Raw genomic sequence first — 14,588 nt, forward strand, 5'->3', positions numbered from 1 at the left:
TGCTCGTCGCTGCTCATGCGGGGGCCTCCATGGCGACGCGGAGCGCCGCTATGCCCCGGGATCCGTACGCCTTCACGGAACCGAGGGAGATGCCCAGGGCCTCCGCCACCTGCGCCTCGGTCATGTCCGCGAAGTAGCGCATGACGAGGACCTCGCGCTGGCGGCGCTGCAGCCCGCGCAGCGCCTTCTTCAGCGCGTCGCGCTCAAGGAGGTCGTACGCGCCCTCCTCCGCGCTCGCCATGTCGGGCATCGGCTTCGTCAGAAGCTTCAGGCCGAGGATGCGGCGGCGCAGGGCGGAGCGCGAGAGGTTCACGACCGTCTGCCGCAGATACGCGAGCGTCTTCTCGGGGTCGCGCACTCTCTTGCGCGCGGAGTGGACCCTGATGAACGCCTCCTGCACGACGTCCTCGCACGAGGCCGTGTCGTCCAGGAGCAGGGCCGCGAGACCGAGGAGCGACCGGTAGTGGGCGCGGTAGGTCTCGGTGAGATGGTCGACCGTGGTGCCTGCTGCCATCGTCTCCTCAGCGCCTTCGCGCTGAGCGGGTATGCGGGCAGGCCGCGCTGCTGGCATGGGGGCGATCACCGGCATGCCGCCGGACGAACCGGACATCCGGGGACGCCGGGGCGGGCGAAGGGCCGCGCCCCTCGCCTGAACCGCTGTGAAATCGAGTACCTCTGCCACGCCTGTTGGACACGCTTCCCCCCGTCAGGGTTGTACGCGACAGGCGTCCTGTTTGCGGCAGGCATCATCCATGACGCTGCGTCAAGTGCCCTCATGCGTACCCGCTCTTCCCCTATGCCCCAGATTCCCCTGGCGCCCCTAGGCCCGGCGCCCCCGAAAGGCGATCGCAAAGACGCTCCCCGTCCCGTGCTCGGTTGCACGGAACGGGGAGGGATCTTCGACGAATCTTCGGGCGCGCGGACCCCCGCGTTCAAGTGGTTAAGACCACCGAACGCCCACAGGTCCTTCACAGATCTTATAAAGCGCGCCGGATAAAAGAACACCAAGTCCGGCTTCCGGACGGTGAAGAGGCCGAACTCACGCGGCGGGCGGGAACTCCTGGGCCACCAGCTCGGCGATCTGCGCGGTGTTCAGGGCCGCGCCCTTGCGCAGATTGTCCCCGCACACGAAGAATTCGAGCCCGGCCGGGTCGTCGAGGGAGCGCCGGACGCGGCCCACCCAGGTCGGGTCGGTGCCCACCACATCGGCGGGCGTGGGGAACTCACCGGCGGCCGGGTTGTCGAAGAGCACGACACCGGGCGCGGTCGCGAGGATCTCGCGTGCCTTGTCGACCGTGACCTCGCCCTGGAAGCGGGCGTGGACGGTCAGGGAGTGCGTGGTGACGACGGGGACGCGTACGCATGTCACCGCGACCTTGAGGTCCGGCAGACCGAGGATCTTGCGGGACTCGTCCCGCACCTTCATCTCCTCGGAGGACCAGCCGTCCTCGCGCAGGGACCCGGCCCACGGCACGACGTTGAGCGCCACGGGTTCGAGGAAGGGGCCGGTGTTGTCGCCGACCGCACGGCGTACGTCGCCGGGGTGGGTCCCGAGCTCCGTACCGGCCACGAGCGACATCTGCTGGCGCAGGGTGTCGATGCCGGCGCGGCCGGCCCCGCTGACGGCCTGGTAGCTGGAGACGACCAGCTCGCGCAGCCCGAACTCGGCGTGCAGAGCGCCGACGGCGACGATCATCGACAAGGTCGTGCAGTTGGGGTTGGCGACGATGCCGCGCGGCCGCACGCGCGCGGCGTGCGGATTGACCTCGGGCACGACGAGCGGCACGTCCGGGTCCATGCGGAAGGCGGCCGAGTTGTCCACGACGACCGCCCCCTTGGAGGCGGCGACGGGCGCCCACTGCGCGGAGATCTCGTCGGGTACGTCGAACATCGCGACGTCGACCCCGTCGAAGGCCTCTTCGCACAGGGCCATGACCTCGACCTCCTCCCCGCGCACGGCCAGCTTGCGGCCGGCCGAGCGCGAGGAGGCGATCAGGCGGATCTCGCCCCAGATGTCCGCGTGCTGCGAAAGGATCTGGAGCATGACCGTGCCGACGGCCCCGGTCGCTCCCACGACCGCGAGCGTCGGCCTGTCGGTCTGAGCCATCAGCGGCCGGTGCCTCCGTAGACCACGGCCTCGTCGGAGTCCGAGTCGAGGCCGAAGGCGGTGTGCACGGCGCGCACGGCCTCTGTCACATCGTCGGCGCGCGTGACGACCGAGATGCGGATCTCGGAGGTCGAGATGAGCTCGATGTTGACGCCCGCGTCGCTGAGCGCCTCGAAGAACCCGGCCGTGACACCCGGGTTCGTCTTCATACCGGCGCCCACGAGGGAGATCTTGGCGATCTGGTCGTCGTAGCGCAGGGACTCGAAGCCGACCGCGCCCTTCGTCTTCTCCAGGGCGTCGATGGCCTTGCGGCCCTCGGTCTTCGGGAGAGTGAAGGAGATGTCCGTCAGGCCGGTCGAGGCCGCGGACACGTTCTGCACGATCATGTCGATGTTGACCTGGGAGTCCGCGATGGCCCGGAAGATGTTCGCGGCCTCCCCGGGCTTGTCCGGGACACCCACGACGGTGATCTTCGCCTCGGAGGTGTCGTGAGCGACACCGGAGATGATGGCCTGCTCCACCTTCTGGTCCCCTTGATCAAAGTGCGGTTCGTTGCTGACCCAGGTGCCCTGCAGTCCCGAGAAGGACGAGCGGACGTGGATCGGGATGTTGTAGCGGCGCGCGTACTCCACACAGCGGTGGAGGAGCACCTTGGACCCGGAGCTGGCGAGCTCCAGCATGTCCTCGAAGGAGATCCAGTCGATCTTCCGCGCCTTCTTCACGACGCGCGGGTCGGCGGTGAACACGCCGTCGACGTCCGTGTAGATCTCGCACACCTCGGCGTCGAGGGCCGCGGCGAGGGCGACGGCGGTCGTGTCGGACCCGCCACGGCCGAGCGTGGTGATGTCCTTCTTGTCCTGGCTGACGCCCTGGAACCCGGCGACGATGGCGATGTTGCCCTCGTCGAGCGCCGTCCTGATCCGTCCCGGGGTCACATCGATGATCCGGGCTTTGTTGTGGACCGAGTCGGTGATGACGCCGGCCTGACTGCCCGTGAACGACTGGGCCTCGTGGCCCAGGTTTTTGATCGCCATGGCCAGCAGGGCCATGGAGATCCGCTCTCCGGCGGTCAGCAGCATGTCGAATTCGCGCCCGGCAGGGATCGGGGATACCTGCCCGGCGAGATCGATCAACTCATCCGTCGTGTCGCCCATCGCGGACACCACGACAACCACCTGGTTGCCGTTCTTCTTGGCGTCGACGATTCGCTTGGCGACCCGCTTGATGCCTTCGGCATCGGCTACGGAGGAGCCTCCGTACTTCTGCACGACAAGGCCCACGTGCGCTCCTCGCTCAGTTTGTCTCGGTCGGCTCAGTCTAACGAGCGGCCGAAATCAGCCCCGGGAATACCACATCCTGAGATGTCCCGCTCAGAAAGTGATCACCGGGCACTGGGACCCGGTGAGGGCTTCACGCTCCGGCCGCTCGGACAAGCGCATGCCCGCGGCCCGGCCCGGCAACCGGAAAAGTGGGGTGGGTCACTTCACCGGCCGGATCATTTCACCGGCGAGTACCCACGGGCGGGGGTCATTTCACCGGCACGTATCCACAGGTGAGGGGTCATTTCACCGTACGGAGCCCCAGCGGGCCCGCGATCTCCTCCGCCATGACCTTGCCCGCCGCCTCGGCGAGGGCTTCCTCGGCGAGGTCCTCGTCGGTGTCGAGGCCGTCCAGGTCGTCCAGCGGCTGGTTCAGGCGGACGTGCGCGACCAGGGACTGCAGCGCGCGCAGGGCGCCGGAGGCCGTGGAGCCCCAGTTCGAGAAGTACGAGAACTGCCACCACCACAGGGCCTCGGTGGTGCGGCCCGCGCGGTAGTGGGCCATGCCGTGGCGCAGATCGGCCAGGACGTCGGCCAGGTCGTCCGAGATCCGGCAGGCGACCGGCGCCTTGCGCGGCTCGTACGGGTCGAAGACCTCGGAGTAGACGTCGATCGGCTCCAGGAGCGCGGCGAGCTTCTGGCGCAGGTCGTCGACGTCCGGCTCGGGGCCGACATCGGGCTCGTAGCGCTCGTCGGGGACGATGTCCTCGTGCGCGCCGAGCCGGCCGCCCGCGAGGAGCAGCTGGGAGACCTCGAGGAGCAGGAAGGGAACGGCCGAGTCCGGCTCGTCGCCCTTCGCCACCTCGGCGACCGCGACGATGAAGGACTCGATCTGGTCCGAGATCTGGACCGCGAAGTCGTCCGGATCGTCCTTGACGGCGTTCAGTGTGGCGTCAGACATCTAGGAGTCGTCTCCCCTCGAAGGCGCGGCCGAGCGTGACCTCGTCCGCGTATTCCAGGTCGCCCCCCACCGGGAGCCCGCTGGCCAGGCGGGTGACCTTGAGGCCCATCGGCTTGATCATGCGGGCGAGGTACGTCGCCGTGGCCTCGCCCTCCAGGTTCGGGTCCGTGGCCAGGATCAGCTCGGTGACCGTGCCGTCGGCGAGACGGGCGAGGAGTTCCCTTATCCGCAGGTCGTCCGGGCCGACGCCCTCGATGGGGCTGATCGCCCCGCCGAGCACGTGGTACTTGCCCCGGAACTCGCGGGTCCGCTCGATGGCGACGACGTCCTTGGGCTCCTCGACGACGCAGATGACCGTGAGGTCGCGGCGCGGGTCGCGGCAGATGTTGCACAGCTCCTCCTGCGCCACATTGCCGCAGGTCGCGCAGAAGCGGACCTTCGCCTTGACCTCCATCAGGGCCTGCGCGAGACGCCGTACGTCCGTCGGCTCCGCCTGCAGGATGTGGAAGGCGATCCGCTGCGCGCTCTTGGGACCGACGCCCGGCAGCCTGCCGAGCTCGTCGATGAGGTCCTGGACCACGCCTTCGTACACGGAGTGCCTTCCGACTTCTGCTTGGTGATGCTGTGCCGCTGAGCATGCCAGCCGCTGCGTAGTACGTACGTTAGTTGCGCTGCGGCTTCCTTAGAAGGGAAGCCCCGGGATGCCTCCGCCGCCCAGGCCCTGGGCCAGCGGGCCGAGCTTCTGCTGCTGGAGCGTCTGCGCGTTCTCGTTCGCCGCCTGGACCGCCGCGACGACCAGGTCGGCGAGGGTCTCGGTGTCGTCCGGGTCGACGGCCTTCGGGTCGATGACGAGGCCGCGCAGCTCGCCGGAACCCGTCACCGTCGCCTTGACCAGACCGCCGCCGGCCTGGCCCTCGACCTCGGTCAGCGCCAGCTCTTCCTGGGCCTTGGCGAGGTCCTGCTGCATCTTCTGGGCCTGCTGGAGCAACTGCTGCATATTGGGCTGGCCACCACCGGGAATCACGATTCAGCTCCTGTTGCGTCCTGTTTCGACCTGCGACCGGGCGCGGGGTCTCCGCCCTGGAACGAGCCTACGTGGTCGGGGTGTCGCCCGCCCCGGCACCTTTCGCTGCACTCTTTCGAGTGAGTCGAACTCCCCGCCTATACCTGATCAAGACCCACTTCCGGGCGGAAATCCCGCGAAAACGGGTCCTTGGCCACCCATTGGGCGGTAGGAAGATGCTCTGCACATGAGCCCCATCCGTGACCAGGACCAGTCGTAGGGAGTGCCGGGTGAGCCAGCCGGAGATGCAGCCCGAGGGACCGCCGCAGGAGGAGCGGGGCGCGCGGGGCGAGAGCAATGACGGCACGGGTGACACGGTGCGGCCGGGCGACCTGACCGGGCGGGCGTTCCCCGTCGGTGACTGGGGCGAGCCGGCCGAGCGGCTCGACGAGCTCTACCGGTGGGTGGAGCGCGGGGCGCTCGACACGGCCTACTGGTACCTCGCCGACCGGGTGTGGAAGCGGCGCGGGGCGCGGGCGCTGCGCGGCGGTGCGGTCGCCGGTGCGGTGTCGGGGGCGATGCTGCCGCTGCTCGATCTGACCGGGGCTCTCGGCGGGGTCGCGCCCTGGGGGTATCTGGCGCTGCTGCTCGCGGTGGCGTGCGTGGCCTGCGACCGGTACTTCGGGCTCACGTCGGGCTGGATAAGGGACGTGGCCACGGCCCAGGCGGTGCAGCGGCGGCTCCAGGCGCTCCAGTTCGACTGGGCGTCGGAGAGCGTGCGGGAGGTGCTCGGCCCGACGGAGGGCACGGCCAGCGAGGCCGCCGAGCGGTGCCTGTCGGTGCTGCGGCGCTTCACGGACGACGTGACGGAGCTGGTGCGGGCGGAGACGGCGGACTGGATGGTGGAGTTCCGCTCGGGTCCGGCGCCGCTGGTGATGCAGTCCTCCGTCACCCCGGGCACCCGCCCCGTGGAACCCCCGCCGGGCCGCTTCCCCCTCCCCCCGGGCGCCCGCCCGAACATGCCCCGCCAGCGCCCGCCCGAGCCGCGCTGACCACCCCGCACCGCGTCACGCCCGGGGCGGCGCGAGCGCGCGGACGAAGCACACCCGGTCCTCCCCCGGCCCGTCGTAGTCGCTGTGCACGGGTACGCCGTCGATCTCTCGGTCGCCCGCGACCAGCGTGAAGCCCATGGCCCGGTGGAAGGCGACGGACCCCTTGTTGCCCGGCGAGGTGATCGCGCGGACCTCCCGGCGCCCGGCGCCGGCGGCCTGCCGGAAGAAAGCCTCGTAGAGGCCCCGGGCCACGCCCCGCCCGCGCAGCTCCGGGTCGACCCCCACGAAGTGGATGTACGCCTCGGTGTCGTTGTCGGCGGAGTGGAAGCCGACGAGGAACGCCCTGATGCCCGCCCCGTCCTCGACGACCAGGCTGGTGCCGGCGAAGAACTGCAGGAACACCTTCGGCAGCAGCCGGGACAGCTCGCGGGCCCGGGCGGGACTCCGTGAGTCGCCCCACCAGTTCTGCACGTGGCGGACGAGCGCGGGGTGGTCGCGGACGTGGGCGGGGCGCGTCTCGGGCACGGGGCTCCAGGTCAGCTGAAGATGATCATGGAGCCTTGGGCCAGGCTCCGGGTCGCGGCCGCGTGCAGGCCGAGCCAGACGTGGCGTTCGCGGGCGAAGGGGCTGTCGTCCACGGGGGCCGGGGCCGCCGGTTCCTCCAGGGACGTGGGGCCCTCCGGCGGGACCGGGGGCGCCGGTGGGTTGGCCGGGTCTATGCCGATCGACCGGGCCACGTACTCCAGCTCCCGAAGCAGCGCGTGGGAGGAGCCGAGGGGGCCGCCGCCGGCGAGGAGTTCGTCGTTGGACAGCGGGCTCGGGAAGTCCACGGGGACGTACGCGCCCGCGTGGTCGTAGTGCCAGACCAGGTGCGACTGCTGGGCCGTCGTCTCGAACATCTCCAGGAGCTGCTCGTAGTCGCCGCCCAGTTCGTCGACCGGAGTGACGGCGAGGCCGCACATCTGGAGGAGGTACGCGCGGCGCAGGAAATGCAGCGCGTCGTAGTCGAAGCCGGCGACGGGGGCCACGTCACCGGAGAGTCCGGGCATGTACTCGTAGACCGGCACCGGTGGCAGTCCTGCCGCGTGCAACGCCTTGTCGTAGAGCGCGAGTTCCTCGGCGAAGGGGTTGTCGGGGCTGTGGCACAGCACATCGACGAGCGGGACCAGCCACAGGTCACAGGCCAAGGCGACTCCTCCGGTATGAAAGCCCGTAATGAACGGCGGAAAGGCAGCGTAATGCGCGGGGAGCCGGTTCAGCTCCCCCTCTGCACATTGCTCAGATCCCAGATCCATACGCCTCCGGTCCACGTTCCGGCCCTGCCGACCAGCTGGTCGACCGTCGCCCGCAGCACCCCGTCGTTCTGCTGCGGCGCGAGCACGAGGACGCCGGCGTGCCAGTACGCGAAGTCGCGGCGGGCCTGGGCGCGCCACGCGTCGGTGATCTCGGGGGCGCGGCCCGAGTAGCGGATGTCGCGCAGCAGGTTGGAGGTCCAGCGGGGCGAGGCGCCGTAGATGCCGACGTGGTCGGGTCCGTAGGGGCCGTTGAAGTAGCCGCCGGGGAGGCGGAAGCCGAGGCCCGCCTCGGTCTGCCAGTGCAGGGCCTCCGCGTTGCCCGGGTCGGGCAGCGGCACCGGTACGAGGCTCTCGCCGGGGCCGACGTACCGCTTCCAGGTGCCGTCGGCGACGAACGCCGGGACGTCGACCCGGTCGACCGCCCTGAGCGGCGCCGGGACGATCGGCACAAGCGCCGCGGCGACCGCCACGAGCCCGAGGAGCCGGTACGGCGCCCGCACCGCGGCAAGCCGGTCGAGCGCGAGGGCGAGCAGCATCCCGAGCGCGGGCGCGCACACCATCGCGACCCGCGACTCGATGACCGACTCGAACAGGGGCCGGTGGGCGAGCAGCGCCCAGGGGCCCGGCAGCACGACGTCGGTCAGCGGGATGCGGAACTTCGGGCCGAGCGAGAGCAGCGCCGCCGCGACCGCGGTGAACGCGAGCGCCTTCACGGCGGCGCTGCGCCACAGCCGTACGACGATCGCGAAGGCGAGCGCGACGAGCGGCCAGCCGTAGAAGGCGTTCTGCTCGGTCGGGTTGAGGGCGAGCGTGGCGGCGCGCTCGCGGGAGCCGGCGAGGGAGCGCTCGGCGAAGGAGAGGAGGGCGAGGGGGCTGTTGCCCGCGTTGTCGCCGTGCAGCACGCTCTTGTAGCTCTGCGGGCCGAGGAACTGCCAGTACAGGGGGAAGGCGACGAGCGGCAGGGCGACCGCGGCGGCGATCCCGAGCCCGCGCAGGAGCGGGCGCCAGGCCGCTTTCGCCACGTCCCTGCGCACGACGGCGTAGGCGAGCGCGAACAGCGCCATGCCCATGACGGCGAGCAGCAGCGGCTCCTCGCCGAGGAAGATCTGGTACGTCGCGAAGAGACCGAGGGCGACGCCGTCGCGCACCACGCGCTTGCCCTCGCACAGCCGCAGCGCCCGCTCGATGATCAGCGGGATCATGAAGAGGACGACGAAGTTCGGGTGCGCATGCGCGTGGCTGACCATCGGCGGCGCGAACGCGGCGAGGAGTGCGCCGGTCGCGGCGGCCCACGGGGTCCGCACGAGCCGTTGGAGGATCAGCCGGTACCAGGCGAACGCGGTGGCGGCGAGGCCGCCCGTCATCGCCACGTTCAGGGCGACGGCGGGGCCGAAGAGCCAGGTCACGGGGGCGAGCGGGACGGACAGGCCCAGCATCGCGGTGTTGGCCATCAGGTTCACGCCGTCCGGGAAGCCCTGGAGCGTCGTGAACAAGGGGTTGTGGAGGTGGCGGACGCTGTCCGCCGTCACCGCGAAGAACCACTCCCACTGGTTCTGGTCCTGGAGGGAGTCGGGGAGGTAGCGGTGGGCGGGTGCCGCCCACCGGCCCGAGTACAGGGCGACGGACAGGACGAGGAAGAGCGCCGCCACGAGGAGGTGGCCCTTCGGCACCGCCCGCGCCCTGAGCGTCACCAGCTCGGCGAGGACCCGTATGTAGTCGAAGGGGCGGACCTTCGAGCCCGCCTGGTGCGACCACCGCACGGGCACCTCGGCGACCGGCCAGCCGGAGCGGCGGAAGTACATCAGGATCTCTACGTCGATGCCCCAGCCGTCCAGGCGTGCGGCGCCGAACGCGGCGCGGGCCCGGTCGCCGTCGAAGAGCTTGAAGCCGCACTGGGTGTCCCTGATGCCGGGGACACTCGTCGCGCGTATCAGGAAGTTGCCGGTGCGGCCGAGGAGTTCGCGCAGCCGGTGCTGGTGGCGGGTGATCGTCGCGCCAGGCCTTGCCCGGGAGCCGATCGCCGCCGCATGCCCCTCGCCGAGCGCCTTGTCGAGGGCTTCCAGCTCCTCTATGGGCGCGGCGAGGTCGGCGTCGGTGACCAGGACGCGGCGGCCCCGGGAGGCGAGGACGCCCTGGCGCAGGGCGTGGCCCTTGCCGCGGTTGCGGGGGCTCCGGACGAGCCGGATGCGGGGGGTACGGCCGGGGCCCTCCGGGGCGGCGGCTGCCGCGCGCTCCGCGATCTCACGGGTGCGGTCGGTGGAGCCGTCGTCGACGACGACGATCTCCCAGTCCCCCCACCGGTTCCCGCCGTCCCCGGCGTCCAGGTACGCGGTGACCGCGTCCAGGGTGGGGCCGAGCCGGCGCTCCTCGTTGTACGCGGGGACGACGACGGTGAGGTCCACGACGCCCGCGCGCGCGGCGACACGACGGTCCGTCCGCTCCGTGCTCACCGCGCGGCCAGCCGCTCGACGAGGGCCAGGGAGTCCGCGTTGTACGCGGTGACGATGTCCTGCGCGGCGCGCGCGTCCCGGTTTGCGAGCGCGTCGACGAGACCGCAGTGCCCGGCCCAGAGGTGGCCCCTGAGGTCGTCCACGCGGCGCAGGTGCGGGACCGCGCACATCCACGACTGGACGCGCAGCCGGTGGAAGAAGTCGGAGAGGTACGGGTTCCCGAACAAGGCGCTGAGCTCGCGCCAGAACCGCAGGTCGTAGCCGATCAGCACATTCAGGTCGCCGGCCGTGGCCGCGCGGGCGGCCTCCTCGCCGCGGCGGCGGACCCCGGCGAGGGCGGCGGGGGTCACGTGGTGCGCGTCGGCGTTCGCGGCGAGGCCGCGGAAGATGCCGTCGGTGACGAGGCTGCGGGCCTCGATCATGCCGCGGTAGTCGGCCAGGGAGTACTCGTGGACCGCGAAGCCGCGGTGCTGGGAGGAGTCCAGGAGGCCCTGCCCGGACAGGTCGACCAGGGCCTCACGGACCGGCGTCGCGGAGACGCCGTACTGTTCGGCGATCTCCTTGACCGTGAACTCCTGGCCCGGTTCGAGCCGCCCCGCGAGGATCTCGTCGCGCAGGGCGTCGGCGATCTGCTGGCGCAGCGTGCTGCGCTGGACGGCAGCTCCGCCGTCGGTTCCGGGCACGTGGTGTCCCTCCCCCGTAGTGCGTCGTCAGCTGGTGAGGCTGTTCCTGGTCAGCTGGTCAGCCTACGCACTACGGGGAGCGACACGGAGTACCTATTTCCCTACACCGTGTATCCGTCCGCCACGGTCAGCGCCTCGTCGAGAGCGGCGAGGCCCTCCTTGGCCTCGGCCTCCGTGACGTTGCACGGCGGGACCACGTGGGTGCGGTTCATGTTGATGAAGGGCCACAGGCCGTTCTTCTTGGCGGCGGCGCCGAAGGCGGCCATCGGCGCGTTCGCCGCACCCGCCGCGTTGTACGGGGTCAGCGGCTCGCGGCTCTCCCTGTCCTTCACCAGCTCCAGGGCCCAGAACATGCCGAGGCCGCGGACCTCGCCCACCGACGGGTGACGCTCCGCGAGGTCGCGCAGCGCCGGACCGATCAGCGTCTCGCCGAGGTGGGCGGCGTTCTCGACGACGCGCTCCTCCTCCATGACGTTGATGGTGGCGACGGCGGCGGCGCAGGCCAGCGGGTGCCCGGAGTAGGTGAGGCCGCCCGGGTAGGGGCGCTTGCCGAACGTGTCGGCAATGGCGCCGGAGATGGCGACGCCGCCGAGCGGGACGTAGCCCGAGTTCACGCCCTTGGCGAAGGTCATCAGGTCGGGCACGACGTCGTAGTGGTCGGCGGCGAACCACTTGCCGGTGCGCCCGAAGCCCGCCATGACCTCGTCGAGGATGAAGACGATGCCGTGCCGGTCGCACAGCTCGCGCACGCCCTGGAGGTAGCCGGGCGGCGGCGTCATGATGCCGGCGGTGCCGGGCACGGTCTCCAGGATGATCGCGGCGATGGTGGCCGCGCCCTCGAAGACGATGGTGTCCTCGAGGTGCTGGAGCGCGCGCTCGCACTCCTGCTGCTCGGTCTCCGAGTAGAACGGGGAGCGGTAGAGGAACGGCGCCCAGAAGTGGACGACGCCCGCCGCGCCCTGGTCGCTCGGCCAGCGGCGCGGGTCGCCGGTCAGGTTGATCGCGGTGGAGGTGGCGCCGTGGTACGAGCGGTAGGCGGAGAGCACCTTGTGGCGGCCCGTGTGCAGCCGGGCCATGCGGGTGGCGTTCTCCACCGCCTCGGCGCCGCCGTTGGTGAAGAAGATCTTGTCCAGGTCGCCGGGGGTCCGCTCGGCGATGAGGCGTGCGGCCTCGGAGCGGGCCTCGACGGCGAACGCGGGCGCGAAGGTCGTGAGGGAGGCGGCCTGCTCCTGGATCGCGGCGACGACCTTCGGGTGCTGGTACCCGATGTTCGTGAAGACGAGGCCGGAGGTGAAGTCGAGGTAGCGGTTGCCGTCGTAGTCCCAGAAGTACGAGCCTTCGGCACCGGCGACGGCGAGCGGGTCGATGAGCTCCTGTGCGGACCAGGAGTGGAACACGTGCGCACGGTCCGCGGCCTTGACGGCAGCGCCGACCTGGGGATTCGGCTGAGGGGTCATGGGCCCGAGGGTAAATGTCCGCATGGTGGAAGGACCATCGGCGTCCTGTCTGTGGGACGGCCGCTAACGCGACACACTGTCGCCCTCGCCCGGAGGCACCGCTCCGGGGAACAGCGTCCGCACCGCTTCCTGCCACGGTCCGGCCGCCAGTTCGGGCCGCAGCACGGCGAGCCCGCCGCAGTACTTGCCGAACGCCACGGGCGCCACTCCGAACCGTGCGAGGAGCCGGTCCGCGTCCGTCGGCCGCCCCGGCGCACCCGCCTTGGTCTCCACGAGCACGGACCCGCCGTCCGCCCGTACCGCGCGCCCCTCACCCGCGTCGCGCACCACGAGCCCCGCGTCGCAGGTGAGCCGCTGCCCGTCGGCGACGAACGTCGCGCGCCGGTACTCGGTGACGAGGCGGGCGGCCAGCTCCTGCGGCGCCCCGATGCCGTACGTACCGCGCAGGACCCCGGTGACGAAGGCGCGCCCGGTGTCGTCGAGGGGGTCGTCGCCCTCTCCCAGGCGGGTCCGGTGCTTGACCGTCGCGCCGTCCGCGCCGCGCACCTTGAGCTCCAGCTGCCGCTTCCCGCTGTCCTGATAGAGCCGCTCCCTGATGCCGAAGCGGGGCGCGCGCTCCTGCGCGTGGTCGTGGAACGAACGCAGGGCGGGGGTGTCGTAGTGCGTCGAGCGGTATCCGAACCAGCGGCGGCCGCCCACCGACAGGGCGCGGTAGGGGCCGCCCGGCCTGCGGGGGTCGGTGAGCAGGGCGGCGAAGTCGTGGAAGAGCTCGACGGGGACGAGATAGCTGTGGCCGTGGTGGCGCAGCAGCGGGGCCGCGGCGTCGGTCTCGTCGAGTCCGACGGGGCGGGCGGCGAGCGCGGCGCGCGCGAGGGCGCGGACGGCGACTGGCGTCCTGTTCAGCACACGGTCTCCTCGGTCGGGGGAGGTCGTAGACGTGAAGGGGTACGTCGTGACGTGGTCGTCGTGGGTCGTCGTGAAGTAGTACGCACCCGATCGCAAGATTGTTCCGTTTGACGGAAATAAATTTCCATGAGGAGCGAGAAGGGTGGCGGCCGAGCGTGTGATTGACAGCATGCTGCCGTAATGACAGCATGCTGTCATAAGCAGGATGCAAGCCAGGTACATGAGCAGGAATGCAAGCAGGGAACGACCGAGGCTCTGGAGGACGTCATGACCAACGGCCGCACCGCGAAGCCCGTACACCTCGCCGTCTACGACACCCTCGCCGACTGGGAATCGGGGCACGCCACCGCCCACCTCGCCCGCGGCGGCTATGAGATCCGCACCGTCGCGCTCGACGCCGGGCGGCCCGTCACCACCATCGGAGGCGTGCGCATCGAGCCCGACCTGGCCCTCGACGAGCTGCGCCCCGAGGACAGCTCGCTGCTGATCCTCACCGGCGCCGACCTCTGGGACACTGGCGCCGACCTCGCGCCCTTCGCCCGCAAGGCCCGCGCCTTCCTCGACGCGGGCGTGCCGGTCGCCGCGATCTGCGGGGCCACCGCCGGACTCGCCCGCGAGGGCCTGCTCGACGACCGGGCGCACACCAGCGCCGTCCCCATGTACCTGGCCGCCACCGGCTACAAGGGCGGCGGGCGCTACGTCGACGCGGACGCCGTGTCGGACGGCGGGCTGATCACGGCCGGGCCGACCGAGCCCGTCGCGTTCGCCCGCGAAATCCTCGGTGGGCTCGGGGTGTTCGAGGGGGAGCTGCTCGACGCCTGGTACCGGCTGTTCCACGACTCCGACGCGACGGCGTACGAGACCCTCCAGGGAGCGCAGGGGTGAGCAGGGCGCGGCAGGACCTGCTGAGCCGGACGGCGCTCGGCGTCTTCCGGCTCAACGGCCAGTTCCTGTCCGTCTCCGAGGACCTGTCACGGCCCACGGGGCTCACCGCCGCCCGGTGGCAGGTGCTCGGCGCGGTCCTGGCCGAGCCGCTGCCCGTCGCCGGCATCGCGCGCGCCATGGGCATCACCCGCCAGAGCGTCCAGCGCGTCGCCGACCTGCTCGTCACCCAGGGCCTCGCCGCCTACGAGCCGAACCCCGCCCACCGGCGCGCCAAGCTCCTGGCCCCCACCGAGGAGGGCCGTGCGGCGGTCGCGCGGATCGGCCCCGGCCACGCGGCCCTCGCGGACCGGCTCGCGAAGGCGCTCGGCGAGGACGAACTCGCCGCGACGGTACGGATGCTCGAACGGCTGTCGGCGGCCCTGGACGAGGTGACGGACCACCCCAGGGATCACCCGACGGCCCACCCCACGGCACACCCTGTTACCGAACCGTAGACGCGGCCCCGTCCCCAGTGTCACAACCTCCCACTA

At 71.2% G+C, this 14,588-nt stretch carries 15 protein-coding genes; 3 read left to right on the plus strand and 12 right to left on the minus strand.

Annotation, left to right across the window (positions count from 1 at the left end):
• Window positions 1-13 precede the first annotated feature (13 nt).
• From OG698_RS23160 to OG698_RS23185, 6 genes are all read right to left on the minus strand, one after another.
• Entirely contained in the window at window positions 14-682 is a 669-nt protein-coding gene (locus OG698_RS23160) for a SigE family RNA polymerase sigma factor (protein ID WP_383089181.1), read from the minus strand.
• 357 nt (window positions 683-1,039) lie between these two features.
• Window positions 1,040-2,107 (minus strand): aspartate-semialdehyde dehydrogenase, encoded by a 1,068-nt coding sequence (locus OG698_RS23165; protein ID WP_406105127.1) that lies wholly within the window; start codon window positions 2,105-2,107, stop codon window positions 1,040-1,042.
• Window positions 2,107-3,387, minus strand: a complete 1,281-nt coding sequence (locus tag OG698_RS23170) for an aspartate kinase (RefSeq protein WP_399968871.1) — start codon at window positions 3,385-3,387, stop codon at window positions 2,107-2,109. The genes OG698_RS23165 and OG698_RS23170 overlap by 1 nt, the downstream gene beginning before the upstream one ends.
• Before the next feature lie 280 nt (window positions 3,388-3,667).
• Window positions 3,668-4,327: a DUF5063 domain-containing protein gene (locus OG698_RS23175; RefSeq protein WP_406105129.1), complete on the minus strand. Its 660-nt coding sequence runs from the start codon at window positions 4,325-4,327 to the stop codon at window positions 3,668-3,670.
• Window positions 4,320-4,919: a recombination mediator RecR gene (gene recR, locus OG698_RS23180; RefSeq protein WP_116511760.1), complete on the minus strand. Its 600-nt coding sequence runs from the start codon at window positions 4,917-4,919 to the stop codon at window positions 4,320-4,322. Before recR ends, OG698_RS23175 begins: the two co-directional genes overlap by 8 nt.
• Before the next feature lie 90 nt (window positions 4,920-5,009).
• A complete protein-coding gene (locus OG698_RS23185; RefSeq protein ID WP_399968877.1) occupies window positions 5,010-5,351 on the minus strand; it encodes a YbaB/EbfC family nucleoid-associated protein in 342 nt (113 codons plus the stop codon).
• 269 nt (window positions 5,352-5,620) lie between these two features.
• On the opposite strand from OG698_RS23185, the gene OG698_RS23190 reads away from it, so the two are divergent.
• Window positions 5,621-6,382, plus strand: a complete 762-nt coding sequence (locus OG698_RS23190; protein ID WP_406105131.1) for an SLATT domain-containing protein — start codon at window positions 5,621-5,623, stop codon at window positions 6,380-6,382.
• A gap of 15 nt (window positions 6,383-6,397) precedes the next feature.
• On the opposite strand, the gene OG698_RS23195 is transcribed toward OG698_RS23190, so the two are convergent.
• The 6 genes from OG698_RS23195 to OG698_RS23220 all read right to left on the minus strand — a co-directional run bounded on the left by OG698_RS23195 (window position 6,398) and on the right by OG698_RS23220 (window position 13,173).
• The gene (locus OG698_RS23195; RefSeq protein WP_406105132.1) at window positions 6,398-6,907 is read right to left on the minus strand and encodes a GNAT family N-acetyltransferase; all 510 of its coding nucleotides are present in this window, start codon (window positions 6,905-6,907) and stop codon (window positions 6,398-6,400) included.
• A gap of 11 nt (window positions 6,908-6,918) precedes the next feature.
• A complete protein-coding gene (locus OG698_RS23200) occupies window positions 6,919-7,569 on the minus strand; it encodes a hypothetical protein (RefSeq protein ID WP_406105134.1) in 651 nt (216 codons plus the stop codon).
• 68 nt (window positions 7,570-7,637) lie between these two features.
• The gene (locus OG698_RS23205) at window positions 7,638-10,127 is read right to left on the minus strand and encodes a dolichyl-phosphate beta-glucosyltransferase (protein WP_406105136.1); all 2,490 of its coding nucleotides are present in this window, start codon (window positions 10,125-10,127) and stop codon (window positions 7,638-7,640) included.
• Window positions 10,124-10,810 (minus strand): GntR family transcriptional regulator, encoded by a 687-nt coding sequence (locus tag OG698_RS23210; protein ID WP_406105137.1) that lies wholly within the window; start codon window positions 10,808-10,810, stop codon window positions 10,124-10,126. The genes OG698_RS23205 and OG698_RS23210 overlap by 4 nt, the downstream gene beginning before the upstream one ends.
• Window positions 10,811-10,911: 101 nt before the next feature.
• On the minus strand, window positions 10,912-12,267 hold the full coding sequence (locus OG698_RS23215) for an aspartate aminotransferase family protein (protein WP_406105138.1): 1,356 nt from the start codon (window positions 12,265-12,267) through the stop codon (window positions 10,912-10,914).
• Window positions 12,268-12,330: 63 nt separating this feature from the next.
• Window positions 12,331-13,173, minus strand: coding sequence for a VTC domain-containing protein (locus tag OG698_RS23220; protein ID WP_406105141.1), 843 nt, complete (start codon window positions 13,171-13,173; stop codon window positions 12,331-12,333).
• A gap of 267 nt (window positions 13,174-13,440) precedes the next feature.
• Between OG698_RS23220 and OG698_RS23225 the strand changes: the two genes are divergently transcribed.
• Complete coding sequence (locus OG698_RS23225; protein WP_406105143.1) at window positions 13,441-14,058, plus strand: DJ-1/PfpI family protein; 618 nt, start codon at window positions 13,441-13,443, stop codon at window positions 14,056-14,058.
• Complete coding sequence (locus tag OG698_RS23230; protein WP_406105144.1) at window positions 14,055-14,552, plus strand: MarR family winged helix-turn-helix transcriptional regulator; 498 nt, start codon at window positions 14,055-14,057, stop codon at window positions 14,550-14,552. Before OG698_RS23225 ends, OG698_RS23230 begins: the two co-directional genes overlap by 4 nt.
• Window positions 14,553-14,588 lie beyond the last annotated feature (36 nt).

Source organism: Streptomyces sp. NBC_01003 (assembly GCF_045162695.1).
Taxonomy (GTDB): domain Bacteria; phylum Actinomycetota; class Actinomycetes; order Streptomycetales; family Streptomycetaceae; genus Streptomyces.